Annotated in this window: 19 protein-coding genes and 1 tRNA gene; 12 read left to right on the top strand and 8 right to left on the bottom strand. The window is 63.3% G+C overall.

What is annotated here, in order from left to right:
* Positions 1-13: 13 nt before the first annotated feature.
* A complete protein-coding gene (locus AT395_RS19160; RefSeq protein ID WP_048628964.1) occupies positions 14-898 on the top strand; it encodes an AraC family transcriptional regulator in 885 nt (294 codons plus the stop codon).
* Between the two features lie 64 nt (positions 899-962).
* Here the strand turns inward: AT395_RS19160 and AT395_RS19155 are convergent, their stop codons facing one another.
* Positions 963-1,778 (bottom strand): IclR family transcriptional regulator, encoded by an 816-nt coding sequence (locus tag AT395_RS19155; RefSeq protein WP_048628965.1) that lies wholly within the window; start codon positions 1,776-1,778, stop codon positions 963-965.
* A 289-nt stretch (positions 1,779-2,067) separates the two neighbouring features.
* Here AT395_RS19155 and AT395_RS19150 point away from each other — a divergent pair, with 289 nt between their 5' ends.
* From AT395_RS19150 to AT395_RS19140, 3 genes are read left to right on the top strand one after another with little or no spacing between them, the layout of a single operon-like run.
* Positions 2,068-3,390, top strand: a complete 1,323-nt coding sequence (locus AT395_RS19150) for an MFS transporter (RefSeq protein WP_048628966.1) — start codon at positions 2,068-2,070, stop codon at positions 3,388-3,390.
* The gene (locus AT395_RS19145; protein WP_048628967.1) at positions 3,380-3,862 is read left to right on the top strand and encodes an acyl-CoA thioesterase; all 483 of its coding nucleotides are present in this window, start codon (positions 3,380-3,382) and stop codon (positions 3,860-3,862) included. Before AT395_RS19150 ends, AT395_RS19145 begins: the two co-directional genes overlap by 11 nt.
* Before the next feature lie 33 nt (positions 3,863-3,895).
* Positions 3,896-4,825, top strand: coding sequence for a beta-keto acid cleavage family enzyme (locus tag AT395_RS19140; RefSeq protein WP_048628968.1), 930 nt, complete (start codon positions 3,896-3,898; stop codon positions 4,823-4,825).
* Positions 4,826-5,157: 332 nt separating this feature from the next.
* Here AT395_RS19140 and AT395_RS19135 read toward each other — a convergent pair.
* From AT395_RS19135 to AT395_RS19120, 4 genes are all read right to left on the bottom strand, one after another.
* A tRNA-Leu gene (locus tag AT395_RS19135) sits at positions 5,158-5,242 on the bottom strand.
* Between the two features lie 121 nt (positions 5,243-5,363).
* Positions 5,364-6,248: an NAD(P)-dependent oxidoreductase gene (locus AT395_RS19130; RefSeq protein ID WP_042114994.1), complete on the bottom strand. Its 885-nt coding sequence runs from the start codon at positions 6,246-6,248 to the stop codon at positions 5,364-5,366.
* Between the two features lie 7 nt (positions 6,249-6,255).
* Positions 6,256-7,377 (bottom strand): ABC transporter substrate-binding protein, encoded by a 1,122-nt coding sequence (locus AT395_RS19125; RefSeq protein ID WP_376738413.1) that lies wholly within the window; start codon positions 7,375-7,377, stop codon positions 6,256-6,258.
* 427 nt (positions 7,378-7,804) lie between these two features.
* Positions 7,805-8,746: a CysB family HTH-type transcriptional regulator gene (locus tag AT395_RS19120; protein WP_039370044.1), complete on the bottom strand. Its 942-nt coding sequence runs from the start codon at positions 8,744-8,746 to the stop codon at positions 7,805-7,807.
* A 133-nt stretch (positions 8,747-8,879) separates the two neighbouring features.
* Here AT395_RS19120 and AT395_RS19115 point away from each other — a divergent pair, with 133 nt between their 5' ends.
* The 5 genes from AT395_RS19115 to cobA all read left to right on the top strand — a co-directional run bounded on the left by AT395_RS19115 (position 8,880) and on the right by cobA (position 13,870).
* Positions 8,880-9,656: a sulfite exporter TauE/SafE family protein gene (locus AT395_RS19115; protein WP_042115001.1), complete on the top strand. Its 777-nt coding sequence runs from the start codon at positions 8,880-8,882 to the stop codon at positions 9,654-9,656.
* A gap of 105 nt (positions 9,657-9,761) precedes the next feature.
* Positions 9,762-10,478, top strand: coding sequence for a phosphoadenylyl-sulfate reductase (locus AT395_RS19110; protein ID WP_042118108.1), 717 nt, complete (start codon positions 9,762-9,764; stop codon positions 10,476-10,478).
* Between the two features lie 133 nt (positions 10,479-10,611).
* On the top strand, positions 10,612-11,559 hold the full coding sequence (gene cysD, locus AT395_RS19105; protein ID WP_042115003.1) for a sulfate adenylyltransferase subunit CysD: 948 nt from the start codon (positions 10,612-10,614) through the stop codon (positions 11,557-11,559).
* A gap of 100 nt (positions 11,560-11,659) precedes the next feature.
* On the top strand, positions 11,660-12,961 hold the full coding sequence (locus tag AT395_RS19100) for a sulfate adenylyltransferase subunit 1 (protein ID WP_042115004.1): 1,302 nt from the start codon (positions 11,660-11,662) through the stop codon (positions 12,959-12,961).
* A gap of 123 nt (positions 12,962-13,084) precedes the next feature.
* Entirely contained in the window at positions 13,085-13,870 is a 786-nt protein-coding gene (gene cobA / locus AT395_RS19095; protein ID WP_042118109.1) for a uroporphyrinogen-III C-methyltransferase, read from the top strand.
* A 112-nt stretch (positions 13,871-13,982) separates the two neighbouring features.
* Here the strand turns inward: cobA and AT395_RS19090 are convergent, their stop codons facing one another.
* The 3 genes from AT395_RS19090 to lptF are packed head-to-tail and all read right to left on the bottom strand — an operon-like array spanning position 13,983 to position 16,640.
* The gene (locus AT395_RS19090; protein WP_042115006.1) at positions 13,983-14,363 is read right to left on the bottom strand and encodes a sirohydrochlorin chelatase; all 381 of its coding nucleotides are present in this window, start codon (positions 14,361-14,363) and stop codon (positions 13,983-13,985) included.
* Positions 14,364-14,373: 10 nt separating this feature from the next.
* On the bottom strand, positions 14,374-15,513 hold the full coding sequence (gene lptG, locus AT395_RS19085) for an LPS export ABC transporter permease LptG (protein WP_042115008.1): 1,140 nt from the start codon (positions 15,511-15,513) through the stop codon (positions 14,374-14,376).
* Positions 15,513-16,640: an LPS export ABC transporter permease LptF gene (lptF, locus tag AT395_RS19080; protein ID WP_042115010.1), complete on the bottom strand. Its 1,128-nt coding sequence runs from the start codon at positions 16,638-16,640 to the stop codon at positions 15,513-15,515. The genes lptG and lptF overlap by 1 nt, the downstream gene beginning before the upstream one ends.
* A gap of 91 nt (positions 16,641-16,731) precedes the next feature.
* Here lptF and AT395_RS19075 point away from each other — a divergent pair, with 91 nt between their 5' ends.
* From AT395_RS19075 to AT395_RS19065, 3 genes are read left to right on the top strand one after another with little or no spacing between them, the layout of a single operon-like run.
* The gene (locus AT395_RS19075; RefSeq protein ID WP_042115011.1) at positions 16,732-18,243 is read left to right on the top strand and encodes a leucyl aminopeptidase; all 1,512 of its coding nucleotides are present in this window, start codon (positions 16,732-16,734) and stop codon (positions 18,241-18,243) included.
* Complete coding sequence (locus AT395_RS19070) at positions 18,240-18,656, top strand: DNA polymerase III subunit chi (protein ID WP_042115012.1); 417 nt, start codon at positions 18,240-18,242, stop codon at positions 18,654-18,656. The genes AT395_RS19075 and AT395_RS19070 overlap by 4 nt, the downstream gene beginning before the upstream one ends.
* Before the next feature lie 2 nt (positions 18,657-18,658).
* Positions 18,659-19,021, top strand: coding sequence for a DUF2486 family protein (locus tag AT395_RS19065; RefSeq protein ID WP_048628969.1), 363 nt, complete (start codon positions 18,659-18,661; stop codon positions 19,019-19,021).
* Positions 19,022-19,069: the final 48 nt, after the last annotated feature.

The following is a 19,069-nucleotide window of genomic DNA, read 5'->3' as shown; positions in this document are numbered from 1 at the left end:
GTTGCGCCGCAAAATGCCTGATACCCGACCTGATGCTCATCTGGTGAAGCTGGCCGATTCACCGTTTGCCAAATATCAGCCGAACGACCGGCCTGACGGCCCGCCGGTGTGGGCGTTTGGCGGACACGACAACGAACGTAGTCTGTTCCGGATCGGCACGCGCGAGTTGGACTGGCATTCGCACGTGCGCGGCCAGTTGTTCTGCATTCACTCGGGACTGGTGCAGGTCTACACGCCGTTTGGCGCATGGATGTTGCCGCCTTACCGTGCCGGGTGGATTCCGCCGGGGGTCACGCACCGCGTGTCGCTCACGGGCGTGGTCAGCGGATGGATCGTGCTCGTGGCGCCGTCTGCGGCAACAGGGCTGCCGTCGACCCCTTGCGTCGTGGGGGTTTCCGAGTTGCTGGCGGCGCTGGTCAAGCGGGCCGTGTCGTGGGCGTTGCGCGATGTTTTGACGGAAGACGAACTGCGTCTCGCGCAAGTGCTGGTCGACGAGATCGGACGCGCGCCGGCGGAGCCGCTCGGCCTGCCGATGCCGACCGATGCGCGTGTGGTGCGTGTGGCTCGTGCCGTGCTCGACGATCTGGGCGGACATGCATCGCTGGAGATGCTGGCGCAACGCGCGGGTGTTTCATCGCGCACGGCCAGAAGGCTTTTCGTCGCCGAAACGGGAATGGGGTTCACACAGTGGCGTCAGCAAGCGAGACTGGTGAATGCTCTCGAGCGGTTAGCCAACGGCGAGCCCGTCGGCACGATTGCCGATTCGCTCGGCTACTCCACGCCGAGCAACTTCATCGCGATGTTCCGACGTGCGTTCGGCGAGTCGCCGGGACGTTATTTCCGGCAGGTCGGGCCACTCGCGAATCTGCACGGCGAAGACAAGGGCGGGCTGGCATAACCCGGTGGGATACTGCGGCCGTGTGACGCGTCGAGCGGACGATACTTCGCAAGCAGTTCTGCCCTTAGGGCGTCAGCGTCTGGCCAGCCTCGGCCCCGATGCGATTTTCATAGTCGGATGCGATCTCGGCCGCGTGCTCCTGCATCGTGCGTGAGAAGCGTTTGACGTTGCTCTCCGTCATACGCGACGCGATCGCGCCGAGCCCCAGCGCGCCGATCGTCTCGTTGGCACTCGTTACGATCGGCACGCTGATACCGCGATAGGCGGTGTTCTGCAACATCGCGTCGAGCATGCCGAAGCCGCGCTGGCGGCAGCTTTGCACCCGTTCTCGGATATCCGTCATGGTGGCACCGAAGGCGGCCAGCCGCCGGGCATTGCGTCTGAGCAGCGCGTCGAGTTCGCTGCGCGACAGGGTGTGCATCAGCGGAATGCCGCCAATGCTAACGCCGAGCGGTCGCCGGTTGCCGATGTCGACATACAGGATGCGCGACGGATTCTCTCCGGTGCGTCGGTCAACGCACACTGAGTCGAGCGCATTGCGTGTTGTCAGGAAGACCGTCTCTCCGAACATTGCCCGCAATGTGTCGAGATGGGGCGATGCAATCGACTTGACCGGAAAGCGATTGCGGCGCGACAGCGCCAGCAGGAATACATCCTGCCCGATGTAATAGCGGTGCCCGCCAACCGGCTTCTCCACCAGTCCTTGCGCGACCAGCGTGCTCAGCAGGCGGTGGACGGTCGCCGGCGCGAGTCCTAACTCGTCGGCAATCTCGCTCAGGCGCCTGCCCTGATCCTGCCCGATGGCGACCGCCCCGAGAATCTGCGCGACCCGCTCGGTACTGCGCACCATCTCGGTCGTCGTGCCCGTTGCGTCGGGCATTGGCCCCGTCGCGCAGGATCCTTTCAGTTCAACGGTTCGTCGTTTCATCGATGCCAGCTCTCGTCTTGTAACGACAGTAATCGCTCGTCCGCTGCGGCGGCAGAGGGCCGTTCACCCGGCGTATCAAATTTTTCCGTCTGGCGGAATTTATCTGAGTTCGGCGATTGTGGCACGAATACCGGCTTCCTAAACTTGACCAGCCGATCAAGCCGCGTGGACGACACGTGTGCCACGGCATCGACAACATCAACCCAGAAGGCCGCGGCGACAGACCGGGCCAGGAGGAGACATGATGGAATCATCCATCGGCGCAGCGTCGTTTGTTTCGAACGACAGCGCGGACCCGGTATTCCGCAAGATATTGAAGCGGCTCATGCCGCTGGTATTCGTCGCGTACCTGTGCGCATTTCTCGATCGCATCAACGTCGGTTACGCCCAGTTGCAGATGAAGGACTTGCTGGGCTTTTCCGATGCCGTGTATGGTTTGGGCGCCGGGGTCTTCTTCATCAGCTACCTGCTGTGCGAAGTCCCTAGCAACATGCTGTTTGTGCGTATGGGTGCACGCAAGACGTTCCTGCGCATCATGGTGCTGTGGGGCCTGACGTCCGCAGCGATGATGTTCGTCAAGACGCCGGCCCAGTTCTACGTCATGCGCTTCCTGCTGGGCGCGTTCGAGGCCGGCTTCTTCCCCGGCGTCATCCTGTATCTGAGCTACTGGTTCACGCCGCAATGGCGAGGACGCGCCACCAGTGCGTTTCTGTTCGCCCTGCCCGTGGCCGGTGTGATCGGCGGCCCGCTGTCCGGCGCGATCATGCGCGGGATGAACGGCGTGGCAGGACTCGCCGGCTGGCAATGGTGCTTTATGCTCGAAGGGCTGCCGACCGTACTCGTGGGGTATCTGTGCTACCGCTACCTTGCCGACAAGCCCGCAGATGCTGCGTGGCTGACACCTGAGGAAAAGGCTATCGTTGCCGAGGCGCTGCACCAGCAGGGGACTCGCGGACATGCTGGCTGGCACGAAGTGCGGCAGGCGCTTGCCGAAGCGCGCGTGTACACGCTTGGCCTGATTTACTTCTCGATTACCTGCGGCGCCTACGCGTTCTCATTCTGGCTGCCCACGATGATCAAAGCGCTCGGCGTGTCCGATCCCGCACTGATCGGCGCCTGGTCGCTGATTCCGTATGCCGCTGGCGCGATTGGCACATGGATCGTCGCGACGCGCTCGGATCGCCGCAAGAGTCGCCGTGGCTACATTGCCGGGTCGCTGGTCATCGGTGCAGCAGCGCTGGTGGCGACCACCTTTTCACATCAGTCTCTGGCGCAGACACTTGTGCTGTTCAGCGTCGCAAACTTCTTCATGATGGGGGCCGGGGCCGTTTTCTGGGCGGTGCCCTCCACGGTACTCAATGTGCGCATCGCCCCAGCGGGTATCGCGCTGGTGAGCAGCATTGGCATTCTCGGCGGTTTCGTCAGCCCTACGCTGATGGGCTGGATGCGCGGCATGACGGGCAATTTCAGCAGCGGTTTGCAGCTCGTCTCGGCCATCCTTCTGGCGGGGGCTTGCGTCGCCATGCTGTCACTGAAGCGAGGCGTCGACGCGCATGGCCACTGAACATCGCATGCAACACGACGCTGCGGCTTTTGTGCGCGAAAGCACCATTCGCTTTCACCACTGCGATCCCGCGGGCATCGTCTTCTACCCCCAGTATCTCGTGATGCTGCACGAGTTCGTCGAGCAGTGGTTCGACGACGGGCTTGCGCTGCCCTATGCCACCTTCATTGGCGAGCAGCGACTCGGCATTCCTGTTGTGCGGCTCGATTGCGAGTTCTTCGCGCCGAGTCGCCTCGGCGACCGCGTCGACCTGTCGCTGATCGTGCTCCGCCTTGGCAACAGCGCCATCGATCTCGTGCTCGAAGTGCATGGTAAGGACGCGTACGGCACGCCCGAACTGCGCATGCGGGCAAAGCAGACCGTGGTGGTGATGTCGCTCGAGACCCATCGATCGGTTGCCATCGCACCTTCGCTGCGCGAGCGCATGTCCGCGTTCCTCATGCAGGCCGAGGCGCAAGTCCCATCCCCCTGACTCCAAATTTCCGTCGATACAAAGGAGCTATTCATGGCCAACAAGAAAGTGATCGTCCTCGTCGCCCCGACCGGCGGCATGGCATTCAAGTCGCAGAACCCGCATTTGCCCACGCAGCCGGACGAGATCGCGCGCGACGTCTACGACTGCTACAACGCCGGCGCCAGCGTCACGGCGATCCACGCTCGTCTGCCCAACGATATGGCGACGTGCAATGCCGATATCTATCGCGCCATCAACTCGCGCATTCGCGACAAGTGCGACATCGTGATCAACAACTCCACCGGCGGCGGTATCCATGGCGATATGGTCAAGGCGTTCGAGGACGGCCTGATGGACACCGTCTGGGAAGAGCGTCTGAAGGGGATGGACGCGGGCGCCGAGATGTGCACGCTCGACGCCTGCACGATGAACGCCACGTTCAACGGCACCGAGGTGTTGCTTAACACGCCGCCGTCGCGCTGCCGGGCGCTCGCCGAGGGGATGAAGCAGCGCGGCATCAAGCCTGAATGGGAAGTGTTCAATCCGGCGCACATCATGCAGGACGTTACGAGCCTGATCGAGCAGGGCTTCGACGAGCCGCCCTACATCATCAACATGGTGCTCAATGCACACCGCGGCTTCCAGAATGCGATGCCGTATACGCCTCGCGTGCTGCAGTCGATGGTGGATTTGCTGCCGAAGGACAGCGTGTTCTGCGTGAGCGGCATCGGGCCGGCGCAGTTGCCGGCTGGGATCAACGCACTGTTGCTGGGCGGCGCCATCATTCGCGTTGGCCTCGAAGACAATCTTTACTATCGCCAGGGCGAGTTGACGACCAATGTGGCGCTGGTGGAGCGCACTGTTCGTCTTTTGCGCGAGATGGACTACGACGTCGCGACGCCGGCCGAGGCGCGCCTGATGCTCGGGCTGCCGCGAAAGGACACGACGGCACGGCCGGAATTCTCGATGGCGCCGGTGTAACAGGAACACTGGCTTTCGAACCCATTCGGGCTCGGGGGGGGGAGGTTGTCCGTCGCGGCCACGGGGCGGACATCCCAGTCTGCGGTTGGGATGTCCGCGTCGGGCCGGTACCCGCCTATTGGCTTGCGGCAAAAATTGAGATGGTGCGGAGAGTGCGTATGGGAAATCAGCGGCTTACGCTCTAATTCCGTTCGCTGAACGACAAGCCGTTTTTGAGATGCCGCATAACCGGTGCCGACTTCGCCAACCGGGCGTATCTACGGACGGGCTGCACATGCCGGCGCCAAAATTACGCCAAACAACCGGGAAAGCCTTACGGGATATAGATCTTGTGGTGCCCAGGGCCGGAATCGAACCGGCACGCCTTGCGGCGGGGGATTTTGAGTCCCCTGCGTCTACCAATTTCACCACCTGGGCGGGTGTGCGTTCACCGAGCGGTGTCGCAGCGTGACTCGTTCGATAAACCTCGATGGCTCACCGGACGAAGGCGAGATTATGACCGAAATTTCTTCCGGCCACAAGCCCGCCTTGCCATGATTCAGTGAACCTGTTGTTGCCCCTCCAGAACGCGCAGCAGCGACGACGTGTCGTCATGGCCCCAGCCGTTCTCCATCAACGCGGACAACTGCCCCTTTACCAGCGTCAGCGCGGGCAGCGATAGCCCTGCATCGGCCACAGCCTCCAGGATCATGGTGAAATCCTTGTCGTGCAGACGCGCTTCGATCCCCGCAGCAAAATCCCGATGCGCCATTTTGGGACCCATCATGTCGAGCATTCGACTACCCGCCAGCCCCTGCGAAATCGCTTCGATGACCTTGTCCTGATCCACGCCGCTGCGCGCGGCGAACATCATCGCCTCTGCAATGCCCTGAATGTTGATCACCTGAACGATCTGGTTGCAGGCTTTCGCCACTTGCCCCGCCCCCACGTCACCCACATGCGTGATCGTCGTGCCCAGGATCGACAGCAACGGCCTGACCTTTTCAAAGACCTCGCCCGACGCCCCGACCATGATCGACAGCGAAGCATCCGCAGCGCGGGACGGTCCACCTGACACGGGTGCGTCCACGAGCGTAATCTCATGGCGCGCCAGACGTGCCGCCATGCGCCGCGTTGCCTCCGCTGAAATCGTGCTGTGATCGATGCAGACGGTGCCCGCACGCGCCTGATGTACCACGCCCTCGGCGCCAAGCAGTACCGCTTCCACGTCTTGTGTGGTCGTGACGTTGGTGATGACGAAGTCCGCCTCCGCCGCCGCCTGCGCGGGCGATGCGAACGCCTTCGCGCCCTGCTCGACGAACGGCGCGGCGGCCTCGGGCCGACGCGCATACAAATGCAACCGGTGCCCCGCCGCCATCAGATGACGAACCATCTGGCCGCCCATGGCGCCCAGCCCGATAAACGCTATCGTGTATGTCGTCATGCCGCGATCAGTCCGAGACGTACACAAACTTGCCATTCCTGATCTGGCCCATCACGCCGGCACGCTGATCCAGTCCCACGTGATCCTGGGGGCTCAGATTCATGATGCCGTTCGGGATCGCGAGATTGTGCGTGGATTCGAGCGCGTCGCGAAGTGCGCTGCGGAACGCCGGTGTGCCCGGTGCCGCCACCTTCGCTGCGCGCGGTACGGCGTCGTTGAGCAGATCCCACACGCCATAGGCGTCGGCGGCGAACTGCGTGACGGTGTCGGCCCCGTACTTCGCCTCGTACTTCCGCGTGAACGCCAATGCCGCGGTGCGTGCCGGATGCCCCGCAGGCAACGTCTTGGCGACGACCCCCGGCTGCGTCGGGAACAGGGTGCCCTCGACGTCCTTCCCGCCCACGCGAACGAAGTCATAGGTGGCGATGCCGTGCGTCTGATAGATCTTTCCGGCGTAGCCACGCTCTTGCAGGGTGCGCTGCGGCAGCGCGGCAGGGGTGCCCGACCCGGCTACCAGAATGGCGTCCGGTTTGCTTGCCATGAGCTTCAGGACCTGACCCGTGACGCTCGTGTCCGTCCGGTTGAAACGCTCTTGCGCCACGATCTTCAGCTTGCGCAGTTCGGCAAACTTCGAGAATTCTTTCCACCAGCTCTCACCATAGGCATCGGCAAAGCCGATGAAACCCACCGTCTTGATTCCATGGTTCGCCATGTAGCGGGTCATCACGTCGGCCATGGCGGAATCGTTCGCCGCCATCTTGAAAGCCCAGCGGCGCTTGGCATCTTGCGGCTCTACAGCAACGGCCGATCCGATCAACGTGATCATCGGCGTCTGCGCTTCGGAAATCGGATCAAGCATGGCCAGCGCGCTCGGCGTGATGTTCGGGCCGACGATGACGTCGACCTTGTTTTCGCTGATGAGCTTGCGCGCGTTCTTCACGGCCGTACCGGGGTCGGAGCCGTCGTCGAGAAAGAGGTAATGCGCCTTCTGCCCGCCGATCTGGTCGGGCCATAGTTGCATGGCGTTCTTGCTGGCAATGCCGATGGCGGCCGCCGGGCCGGTCGACGACAGATCGATGCCGACGGTGATGTCGGCGCGAGCCGCCGTCACAACGCCGGCGAGGGTCATGGCAAGCAGCACGCCCGACAAACGGATGCCGCGAACAGGTGAGCGCATGGGGTCTCCTTTGGGTCGAATCGCGTAAGCATACCGCAGAGGTTGGATTCGGCCATCGAAGAAAAATAGTGCCCGGCTCAGCGGGGCAGGCGTACGAAACAGCGGGGGCGCACAGGGGATTTCCCGATTCGGGTTTGGGGGCGTCAGGCCGGGAACGTGTCGGTGCGGGCGGGGGGCTTAGCCTGCGTGTCACCGTGTGGTGCGCGTCGGCAATCGAGAGATTTGACGCCGGCGTCTCGCAGGTGGCGCATCCCCCTGAAAACTATTTGAGAGGGCTCAGGGAGGACGCGCGCGTCAACGTCGCAGAGGAGTTCGACGGCATTTGCCGCGCCGAAAGAGCCCGCCGACTCGGGCGGACACTTTGCGGCGCGTCAAGCTTTCAAAGCTCGTAACTTTCGTGCTCGCCGCGCAGGGCCTGCTCGACCAGCTTACGGGTCAGAATCGGCGACAGTAGTTCGACCATGGTAAAGACGTATCCACGCAGATAGGCCCCCTGTTTGAGCGCAACGCGCGTCACGTTCGTGCCGAACAGATGCCCCACATGGATGGCCCGGAGATTGCGATCGCGCTCAGGGTCGAATGCCACGCCCGCCAGAATCCCCACCCCGAGCCCCAGTTCCACATACGTCTTGATGACGTCTGCATCGATGGCTTCGAGCACGATGTCCGGCTGCACATGACGCAACGCGAACGCCTGATCGATCTTGGCGCGTCCGGCGAACTGCGGGTCATAAGTAATCAGCGGGTACTTCGCGAGATCCTCGATGCCAACGGAGGGCAATTGCAGCAGCGGATGGTCCGGCGGTACCACCGCCACGTGCTGCCACTGATAACAAGGCAACGACACCAGATCCTTATAGCCGGCGATGGCCTCGGTCGCGATGGCCAGATCGGCCTGATCGTGCAAGACCATCTCGGCGATCTGCGTCGGGCTGCCTTGCAGGATCGACAGACGTACCTTCGGGAAGCGCTTCTTGAACTCGGCCACCGCATGCGGCAGCGAATAGCGTGCCTGCGTGTGCGTTGTGGCAATCGTCAGGCTGCCCTGATCCTGCGCGGCGTAGTCCTTGCCGATCCGCTTGAGGCTTTCCACCTCTAGAAGGATTCGCTCGACGGACTCGAAGATGATGCGCCCGGGCTCGGTGAGGTTACGGATGCGCTTGCCGTGCCGGGCAAAGATGTCGACGCCAAGCTCTTCTTCTAGCTCGATGATGGCCTTGGACACCCCGGGTTGGGAGGTAAATAGCGCCTTGGCGGCCTCAGTCAGGTTGAAATTCTGACGAACGGCCTCGCGCACAAAACGGAACTGGTGCAGATTCATTTGTATAACTTTAGAAAATATACAAACAATTTTTAATTCGTTTGAAGTATATAGCGTTTTCATTACAGTGGGTGCCACTGTTTCGATAACGTTATTCCCGCCAGGCATTTAGCACCCAACAGGAACGTCATACATGTCGCTGTGGCTCGAACCCCTTTCCGGATTTGGCGTCGGCCTGCTGGTCGGCCTCACCGGTGTCGGTGGGGGCTCGTTGATGACGCCTTTGCTCACGCTCTTGCTTGGCTACACAGCGCCGGTCGCCGTGGGGACGGATCTGGCGTTTGCGGCGATCACCAAGAGCTTCGGCACGGTGGCGCACCGCTCGCACGGCCATGTGAAGTGGCACATCGTGCGCCGGCTCACGCTGGGCGCGCTGCCCGCAGCGCTGGTGACGATTCTCTTCCTGAAGCGTCTGGGCGGCATCGACGACGCAGCGCTGCATGTCATCAAGCTGACGATCGCCGCCTCGGTTCTGCTCACGGTGCTCTCCCTGCTGTTTCGGGCGAAGCTGCTGGCGGCGCTGCGCGCGCATCCGAACTGGCAGTTGACGGGCCGCAATCAGGCGGTCGCTACCGTAGTGGTCGGCGCGCTGATCGGTGCACTCGTGACGATTTCCTCGATTGGCGCCGGTGCGGTTGGCGCGACGCTGATCCTGATGTTGTACCCGCAGTTGGAGCCGGCCGAAGTCGCCGGTACCGATATTGCTTACGCCGTGCCGCTGACGGCGATTGCCGCGCTGGGCCATATCTGGCTCGATACCGTGCACTGGGCGCTGCTCGGCAGTCTGTTGATCGGCTCGCTGCCCGGGATCTGGCTGGGGGCGAAGCTCACCCGCCACCTGCCCGAGCGCATTGTGCGCGGGGCGCTGGCGGCAACGCTCACCCTCGCGGCAGTGAAGCTGGTCGGCTGACACCCCCACAGATAACAAGGAGTTCGCGACATGCGAAACGAATCCCGCTGGGAACCCGCCCCGGCGACCGTGCCGTCGAATGCGACCGATGCCGAGCATCAGGACATGGCGCTGCTCGACGAAATGGAAGCCGTGCTGACCGAGCGCCTCGCACGCATCGCAGGTTCGCATCGCAACGTGAAGTTTGCCAGCAGTCTGGCCGCGGAAGACATGCTCATCACGCACGTCGTCTTGCGTGAGCAACTGCCGATTACGGTCTTCACGCTCAATACGGGTCGTTTGCATGCCGAGACGCTGGGCATGATCGACCGGATCAAGTCGCGTTACGGCTACGACGTTGTGCAGTACGCCCCGCAGGCCGACGCCGTCGAGCAATACGTGGCCGAGCATGGCGCAAACGCGTTCTACGAGAGCGTGGATCTGCGCAAGGCATGCTGCCAGATTCGCAAGGTCGAACCGCTCGGCCGCGCACTCGCCGACGCCGACGCCTGGCTCACCGGCCAACGCCGGGAGCAGTCGGTCACGCGGGGAGAACTGGCGTTTGCCGAGCATGACGACGCGCGCGGCATTGCCAAGTACAACCCGCTCTTCGACTGGACCGAAGCGCAGGTGTGGGCATACCTGACAGCGCGCGACGTGCCGGTCAACCCGCTGCACGCACGCGGCTACCCGAGCATCGGCTGCGAGCCGTGTACCCGCGCGATCCGCCCGGGCGAAGACAGCCGGGCAGGGCGCTGGTGGTGGGAGTCGCGCGACAGCAAGGAATGTGGGCTGCACGCCGGCAACCTGAGCAAGATCCCCGTCTCGGTGCAGTCGACCTGAGACCTGTGCGAAGTCCGCTCGGATCTGGCGGATCAGACAAACAAGACATATGACGATGCGGCGCCTGTGAGAGGCGGCAAATCGTGGCAAATCGAATCTCGGAAATCTCGGAATCGTCAAGGAAGGGAACACTATGGGTGCGATGCACGAAGTCGCGCAGGCCAATGGCTCGCGAATGGATCATCTGGACTGGCTCGAAGCCGAATCGATGTACATCCTGCGTGAGGTCGTGGCGGAGTGCCGCAAGCCCGCGCTGTTGTTCTCGGGCGGCAAGGATTCGGTGGTGGTGCTGCATCTGGCGCTCAAGGCCTTCGGCCTCGGCCCGAACCGCAAGACGGTGCTGCCGTTCCCGCTGGTGCACATCGACACCGGGCACAACTATCCGGAAGTGATCGAGTTCCGCGACCGTCACGCCAAGGCGCTTGGCGCCGAACTGATCGTGGGGCATGTGGAAGATTCGATTCGCCGCGGCACGGTGCGTCTGCGCCGTGAAACCGATTCGCGTAACGCGGCACAGGCCGTGACGCTGCTCGAGACGATTGCCGAACACGGCTTCGATGCGATGATCGGCGGCGCGCGTCGCGACGAAGAGAAGGCGCGCGCGAAGGAGCGCATCTTCTCGTTCCGTGACGAATTCGGCCAGTGGGACCCCAAGGCGCAGCGGCCTGAACTGTGGCACCTGTTCAACGCGCGTTTGCATGGCGACGAGCACCTTCGCGTGTTCCCGATCTCCAACTGGACCGAACTGGACGTGTGGCAATACATCGCTCGCGAGAACCTCGATCTGCCGTCGATCTATTACGCCCACGAGCGCGAAATCGTGCGCCGCAACGGCTTGCTCGTGCCGGTCACGCCGCTCACGCCTAAACAGGACGGCGAGTCGAGCGAGACAGCATCGGTGCGCTTCCGTACGGTCGGCGACATCAGTTGCACCTGCCCGGTCGCAAGTATCGCCGCGAGCCCGGTCGAGATCATTGCCGAGACGGCCGTGACCGATATCACGGAGCGCGGCGCCACCCGCATGGACGATCAGACGTCCGAGGCGGCGATGGAGCAGCGCAAGAAGCAAGGGTATTTCTAAGGCGCCTGACGGCAGCCTTTTCCCTTACGTTCAGAGACACCGGCTTGCCGGGCGCGCAGATTCGCCGCACCCGGGGCCACGCAATCGAGTTGAAGAGATCATGAGCCTCACCCCGCATCAGGAAGACCTCGGCGTGCTGCGTTTCATCACGGCAGGCAGCGTCGACGACGGCAAGAGCACGTTGATCGGCCGCCTGCTCTACGACAGCAAATCGGTGCTGACCGACCAGCTCTCTGCGCTCGCCCGTGCGAAGCACAAGCGCACCGCTGGCGAAGACATCGACTTCTCGCTGCTGACCGACGGCCTGGAAGCCGAACGCGAGCAGGGCATTACCATCGACGTCGCCTATCGCTACTTCACGACCGCGCGCCGCAAATTCATCATTGCCGACACGCCGGGCCACGAGCAGTACACCCGCAACATGGTCACGGGCGCCTCGACGGCGCATGCCGCCATTGTGCTGGTCGATGCCACGCGCGTGACCCAGGTTGACGGCCGTACCGAGTTGCTCGCCCAGACCAAGCGTCACAGCGCCATTGTGAAGTTGCTCGGTTTGCAGCATGTGATCGTTGCCATCAACAAGATGGATCTGGTGGATTACAGCGAGACGACGTTCGACTCGATTCGTGCCGCCTATCTGGAACTGGCACACCGTCTGGGGCTTGAGGACGTGCGCTTCGTGCCCGTGTCGGCGCTCAAGGGCGACAACATCGTATACGCAAGCGAGCGCATGCCCTGGTATCAGGACGAGCCGCTGCTCGACCTGCTCGAATCGCTGCCGGTCGCCCAATTGGGCGGCGAGCTGCGCTTCCCGGTGCAACTGGTCGCGCGTCAGGACGGTTCGCATGCCGACGACTTCCGCGGCTACATGGGGCGCGTGGAGTCCGGCTCGGTGCGAGTCGGGCAAACGCTGCGCGTGTTGCCGGCGGGCCGCTCGGCGACGGTGGCCGAGATCGTCGGGCCGCGGGGTCTGCTCGACGAAGCTTTCGCCGGGCAATGTGTGACGATTCGTCTGACCGAGGACGTGGATGTGTCGCGCGGCGATACTTTCGTGAGCGCCGACTCGGCGCTCGCCCCGTCGCGCAAACTGTCGGCCGACGTGTGCTGGTTCGACGAAGATGCGCTCGCGCCGCAACGCAAGTACCTGCTCAAGCAAGCCACCAGCACGGTCTACGTGAAGATTGGCAGCGTGGATACGGTGCTGGACGTGAGCACGCTCCTGCACGGCACGGAAAAGACCACGCTCGCCATGAACGACATTGGCCGCGTGCAGTTGAACTTGCAAAAGCCGGTGGCGGCCGACACCTACGACGTGAACCCCGCGACGGGCGCGTTCGTGCTGATCGACGAAGCCACGCACCACACAGTGGCCGCCGGCATGATTCGCGCATTGGCCGCGTAACCACGCCGTTGGCGTCGTACGCGTCGCTCGTCCCGACACACAGACGTTCTCTTTTGTATGGCACGGCGCACGGCTCCCTGGAAGGTGCCGGCGTCCTACCCCTGAAACCATGGCGGCATCATGATGGTGACTTCTTCGCAAGCCGGTCAGGCACCGGGCAAGGTCTATCTCGTTGGGGCGGGCCCCGGCGCAGCCGATCTGATTACCGTGCGCGGCGCACGACTGCTGGCGCAAGCCGACGTGGTGCTTCACGACGCGCTTGTCGAGCCGGAGATGCTCGCGCTGTGCCCGCAAGCCAAGCGGATCGCGGTCGGCAAGCGCTGCGGCAAGCAGTCGAGCGCGCAGCACTTCATCAACAAGCAGTTGATCGATCACGCTCGCACCCATGCATTGGTAGTGCGTCTGAAGGGGGGAGACCCGATGTTGTTCGGCCGGGCAGACGAGGAGCTGCGCGCGCTGGAGGCGGCGGGTATCCCGGTCGAGGTTGTGCCGGGTATCACGGCCGCGCTGGCCAGTGCGGCGGCGTTGGGTCGCTCGCTCACGCTGCGTGGCGTGGCCCGCAGCGTGGCCTTCGCCACGCAAAGCCGCGCGCCGGAATCTGCGGAAATTGCGGCGCAGGCGTCGGCCGATTCGCTTGTCTATTACATGGGCCGCGACAGCGCCCAGCACATTGCGACGGCGTTGATCGCAGCGGGCAAACCGGCGTCGACGCCCGTGGCCATCGTTGAGGCGGCAACGACCGCTCGCGAGCGGCGCGTGCGTCTCACGCTCGGCGACGTTCGCCAGGGGCTGGCGGCCTCGTGGTTCGACGCGGCGCAGCCGAGCGTTCTGTTGATCGGCGAGGCGTTTGCTCATGCCGACGCCGCGTCGCTGCACGATTGGGCGGCTCAGGCCGCGATGGCCGCCTGACGGAGGCGTTTCTAACCTCGCTTCCCGCGACTGAATGCAAAAACGGCGTCACAGTGATCTGTGACGCCGTTTTCTTTTGGGCAAGGGCGCAGGATTGGCCGTGGTGTCGTGATCAGTGGCTATCCATCATCCTGCCGCAGTACTCGGCGAGGGCGTCGAGCACCGTGTCGTCTTCCCCGATGGCAGCACTCACGTGCAGCTTGAGGCCGGGGTGTGCGGCGACGCATGCGTCGGCGAGGGCCGGCAGGTCGCGCCTGACATGGCCGCCCTGACCCAGAAAGACGGGCACGAGCGTAATGTCGGTCACGCCCTGCAACGTCATGCCGGCGACTGCCTCGGCAAGGTCCGGTGTCATCAACTCAAGAAACGCCAGCCGGACATCGGCATCGGGACGCTGCGCACTCAGCTTGTCGCGCAGCCGTGTGAACGGCTCGGCCCAGCGCGGATCGCGGGAGCCGTGAGCAAACAAAATGACGCCGGGCTTGCCGTGCATGATCCGCGCCTCAGTGTTTGTCGACCCAGCGCAGCGCCGCGACGGCGAGCACCAGATAGAGCAACGAGGGTAACGCCGCCGTGAACCACGCCGGCCAGGTGTTGAGCAAGCCCAGATGCGAGAACAGGTTGTTGAGCAACTGGAAGCTCATGCCGAGCATGATCCCGCCGAACACCTTCAGACCGATGGCACCCGCGCGTGCGTGCAGATAGGCAAACGGCAACGCCAGCGCCATCATCACGAAGACGGCAAAGGGATACAGCAGCTTTTGCCAGAGCGCGAGGTTATAGCGGTCGGTGTTCTGCTGATTTTCCTTCAGATGGCCGATGTAGCGGTACAAGCTGCCAATGGCCATGTTGTCCGGCGAGACCATCAGCACCGACAGAATCTGCGGCGTCAGCTCCGAGCGCATCTGCACCGTGTCGATATGCACCTGCTTGCTCTGCACCAGGGCTCGCAGCGGGTCGTTGCTCGCCGTGGCGTCGTCGGTCGCGCTGAACACCGTCTCGGACACATCGGTCAGCTTCCAGAAATTCGGTGCGTCGAACTGTCCGAGCTTTGCCAGCCGCACGCTGTCGAGGCGCAGCTTGTCGTCGAATTCGTAAATGCGCACGTTGGCGATGGTGTTATCCGGATTGAGCGTGCCCACATTAATGAAGCGTGTGACGCGCACACCGTTCTGATCCACGGTGTCCTTGACCCAGACCCCGGAGCGAAAACCGGCCGAGACCGAGCTGCCCAATGCCTCGAGACGAATCTTCTGCGCGAGCTGCTCGGCGTTCGGCGCGACATATTCGCCGATAGCGAAGGTGACCAGCACGATCGGAAAACCGATTTTCAGCAGGGATCGCAGCGCCTGACCGGTCGAGAGTCCCGAGACGCGGAAGATCGTGAATTCCGAATTCCCCGCCAGTTGTGCACACACGTAGATGGCGGCGATGAGCGAGGCGACCGGAATGATTTCGTACATGCGCTGCGGGGCGAACAGCAGCACATAGGCGAGGGCATGCTGGAAGCGATATCCGCCGCGTCCGACGTCGCCCAGTTCGCTCACGAGATCGAAGAAGACGAACAGACCGACGAACGCAAGCAGAACGAACAGGAACGCGAGATAGATCTGGCGCGCGAAATATTTCTCGTAGATGCGCATCAGCGAGTTCCTCCCGACGCACGCATCCCGCCTGCGCCATGGTTACGGCGGCGGCCTGACAATCCGCGGAACCGCATACGACGCAAGTAGAGCAACACAATGACGCCGAGGGCCAGCACATGCAGCAGCCACACGCCAATGGCCAGCGGCAGGCGTTCCTGCGCGACGTAGGCCTGCGACAGGCTCAGCAGGTTGGTGTACCCGAGATAGATCAACACGGCCATGACGAGGTTGACGGTCCGGCCGTGGCGCGGATTCTGGTAGGCGAGCGGCACCGCGAGCAGCACAAGGGAGAGCGCGAGCAGCGGCAGACCGATCCGCCAGACGATTTCGCCTCGGAAGATCGGATTCTGGATCTCGCGGAACAGGCGTGTGGTCGGCACCCCCTTGGTCGGCGTATTGTCGACGTCGACCGCCGTGGGGTTGTCGATCTTCACGCCATAGCGCTCGAACTCCATCACGCGGTAATCGGGTTGACCCGGTACCCCGTCGTAGCGGCGGCCGTTTTCGAGCACGATGTAGCGGTTGCCGTCCTTGGCGGTCTCGATATGACCGTCTTTGGAGACGATCACGTTGACTTTGCCGTTCTCGGTGCCGGAGACGAAGACGTTATGGACCTTGGTGGCGTCCGGCGAGACAGTCTCGACGAAAAACACCCGATGGCTGGCGGCGCTCTCGCGGAATTGGCCCGGCGAGATCATCGAGACATCGTCGCGCTGGGCGAACCGGGCTTCGAGGGCGGCGATCTGCTGGTTCGCCCACGGCCAGGCGACCAGCGCGCAGAACGTGATCACGGCCAGATAGGGGGCGGCAAAACGCAGTACCGGCCTGACGAAGTTGGTGATCGACAGACCCGAGGCAAACCACACGACCATTTCGGAGTCGCGATACCAGCGGGTGAGTACGAACAGGATCGAGACGAACAACGTCACGATCAGAATGACGGCGAGGTAGCCGATCACGGCCAGACCGATCAGCACGAGAACGTCGCGCGGATCGGCTTTCCCCGACGCGGCGAAGCCCAGGATGCGGATCATCATGGTGGTGAGCATGACGGTGATCAGCACCATGAAGACGGCCCCGGCGGTGTAGTTCAGCTCGCGCTGCAGGGAACGCTGAAAAATCATGTGATGACGATTGGGGAGCTCTCGCGGTTGGGCGAGCGCGGAAAAAAGCGGATAATTGCGGCTCGTACGAATTTTACCCGAGGAAAGCGCGATGGACTTTAGCACAAAAGCCTTCGATTCGACCAAGGCGGGCCAGGCCGACCTTGCCAACGCAAAGACGGAGTGTCTGGTGGTTGGCGTGTTCGAGCAGCAGCCGCTTGCAGGGCTCGCCAAGGCGCTCGATGTCGCCAGCAAGGGCCTGCTCGCACGCATGGTCAAGCGGGGCGAACTCAACGGCAAGCTCGGCAGCACGCTTATGCTGCACGAAGTCGCCGGATGGAGTCCCGCCCGTGTGCTGTTCGTCGGACTGGGTCCTGAGGACAAGCTGACGCAAAAGGGTTTCAACGAAGCCACACGTGCGGCCGTGCGCACGCTGCTCGCTTCGCGTGCCGTCGATGCCATCTGGACGCTATCGCAAGCCCAGATTGCCAACCAGGACACGGCCTGGGCCGTGCGCGCCTCGGTACTCGCCCTGCGCGAGGCCACTTATCGCTTCACGCAGATGAAGAGCAAGCCTGAGCCGGCCACCACGGTGCTGCGCAAGGTCATTTTCGCGGTAACTCCGGAAGCGCTGAAGGCAGCCAAGCTCGCCGCCAAGCGTGGCGAGGCCATTGCCAACGGCATGGCGCTCACCAAGGACCTCGGCAACCTGCCGGGCAACGTATGCACCCCGACGTATCTGGCCGACGAGGCGCAGAAGCTGGCACGCGAATTCAAACTCAAGTCCGAAATCCTCGGCCCGAAGCAGATCGAAGCGCTCAAGATGGGATCGTTCCTGTCGGTGTCGCGTGGCTCGGTGCAACCGCCGCGCTTCATCGTCCTCAAATATGAGGGCGGCGGCGCCAAGCAGGCACCGATCGTGCTGGTCGGCAAGGGCGTGACTTTCGACTCCGGCGGCATCTCGCTCAAGCCGGGCGAAGGCATGGACGAGATGAAGTACGACATGTGCGGCGCCGGTTCGGTGCTCGGCACGATCCGCGCGGTCGCCGAGATGGGCCTGAAGCTCAATGTCATCGCGATCGTGCCGGCCACGGAAAATATGCCGAACGGTCAGGCAACGAAGCCGGGCGATGTGGTCACCAGCATGTCCGGCCAGACCATCGAAGTGCTCAACACCGACGCCGAGGGCCGTCTGATCCTGTGTGACGCGCTAACCTACGCCGAGCGATTCAAGCCGGCTGCCGTGATCGACGTCGCCACGTTGACGGGCGCTTGCATCATCGCGCTCGGTCACGTGAATTCGGGCCTTTTCTCGAAGAGCGATACGCTTGCCGACGAACTGCTCGCGGCGGGCCGCACGACGGGCGACACGGCATGGCGTCTGCCGGTCGAAGACGAGTATCAGGAGCAGCTCAAGTCGAATTTTGCCGACATGGCGAATATCGGCGGCCGCCCGGCGGGGAGTGTCACTGCCGCCTGCTTCCTGGCGCGTTTCGCCGAGAAGTATGAGTGGGCTCACCTCGACATCGCCGGTACGGCATGGAAGAGCGGTGCCGCCAAGGGCGCAACGGGCCGTCCGGTGCCGCTGCTCACGCAGTTCCTGATCGATCGCGAGGCCCGGTGACCCGCGTCGACTTTCATACGCATGTGGCGAACCGGCTCGAGTACGCTTGCCGGTTCGCGCGCAAGGTCTATGGGGCCGGGCAGACGCTCGTAGTCGTTGGGGAACCCGACATGCTGCGCGCGTTCGATCAGGCGCTGTGGACGTTTTCGCCGCTGGAATTCGTGCCGCACTGCTTCACCCGCGATCCGCTCGCGGCGCAGACACCCGTGGTGCTGGCTGCCCCCGACGAGGAGGCCCAGCATCATCAGGTACTGCTTAATCTGGCGCCTGGGGTGCCCACGCACTTCGCACGTTTCGAACGCGTGGTCGAGATCGTGGGCGACGCGCCGGACGAACTGTCCGGTGCCCGAGAGCGCTACCGTTTCTATCGGGATCGCGGCTACACGCTGAACAACTACGACCAGAGAGGCTGACCGTGACGAACGAGCCCGAGCGCACCGATCCCGGCATTCCCACGCTGACCGAAGTGCTCGCGCCCGGCGAGGCCGTGCCGCCAGCGCACATGGCGCCGTCTGCTGCACCGGTAGTCGAGCAGGGGGTACCGGCCGACGTTGCGGTTTTTGCGGAACGCGTGAGCGCACGGCTCACGCTGCAATTGGCCGATGAAATCACGACGATGGTGGAGCGCCGCTGTCACGACGCGTTGATCGACCAGACCTCATGGCTGGTGCAACTGATCGGCAAACAGGTGGCCGACGCCTTGCAGGTGCAATTGCCGGACCGTATCCGGCAGGCCGTCATCGAAGAGGTTGCGAAGCAGGTACGCTCGCAAGGGTAGGGCTTCAGCGACGCTGTGTTGGCGCGCTCGCAGCAAAGACCGGTTAGC

Source organism: Pandoraea apista (genome assembly GCF_001465595.2).
In the GTDB taxonomy this organism is placed as follows: domain Bacteria; phylum Pseudomonadota; class Gammaproteobacteria; order Burkholderiales; family Burkholderiaceae; genus Pandoraea; species Pandoraea apista.
Note: the sequence above shows the minus strand (reverse complement) of the source record. Positions and strands in the feature narration are given on the sequence as shown.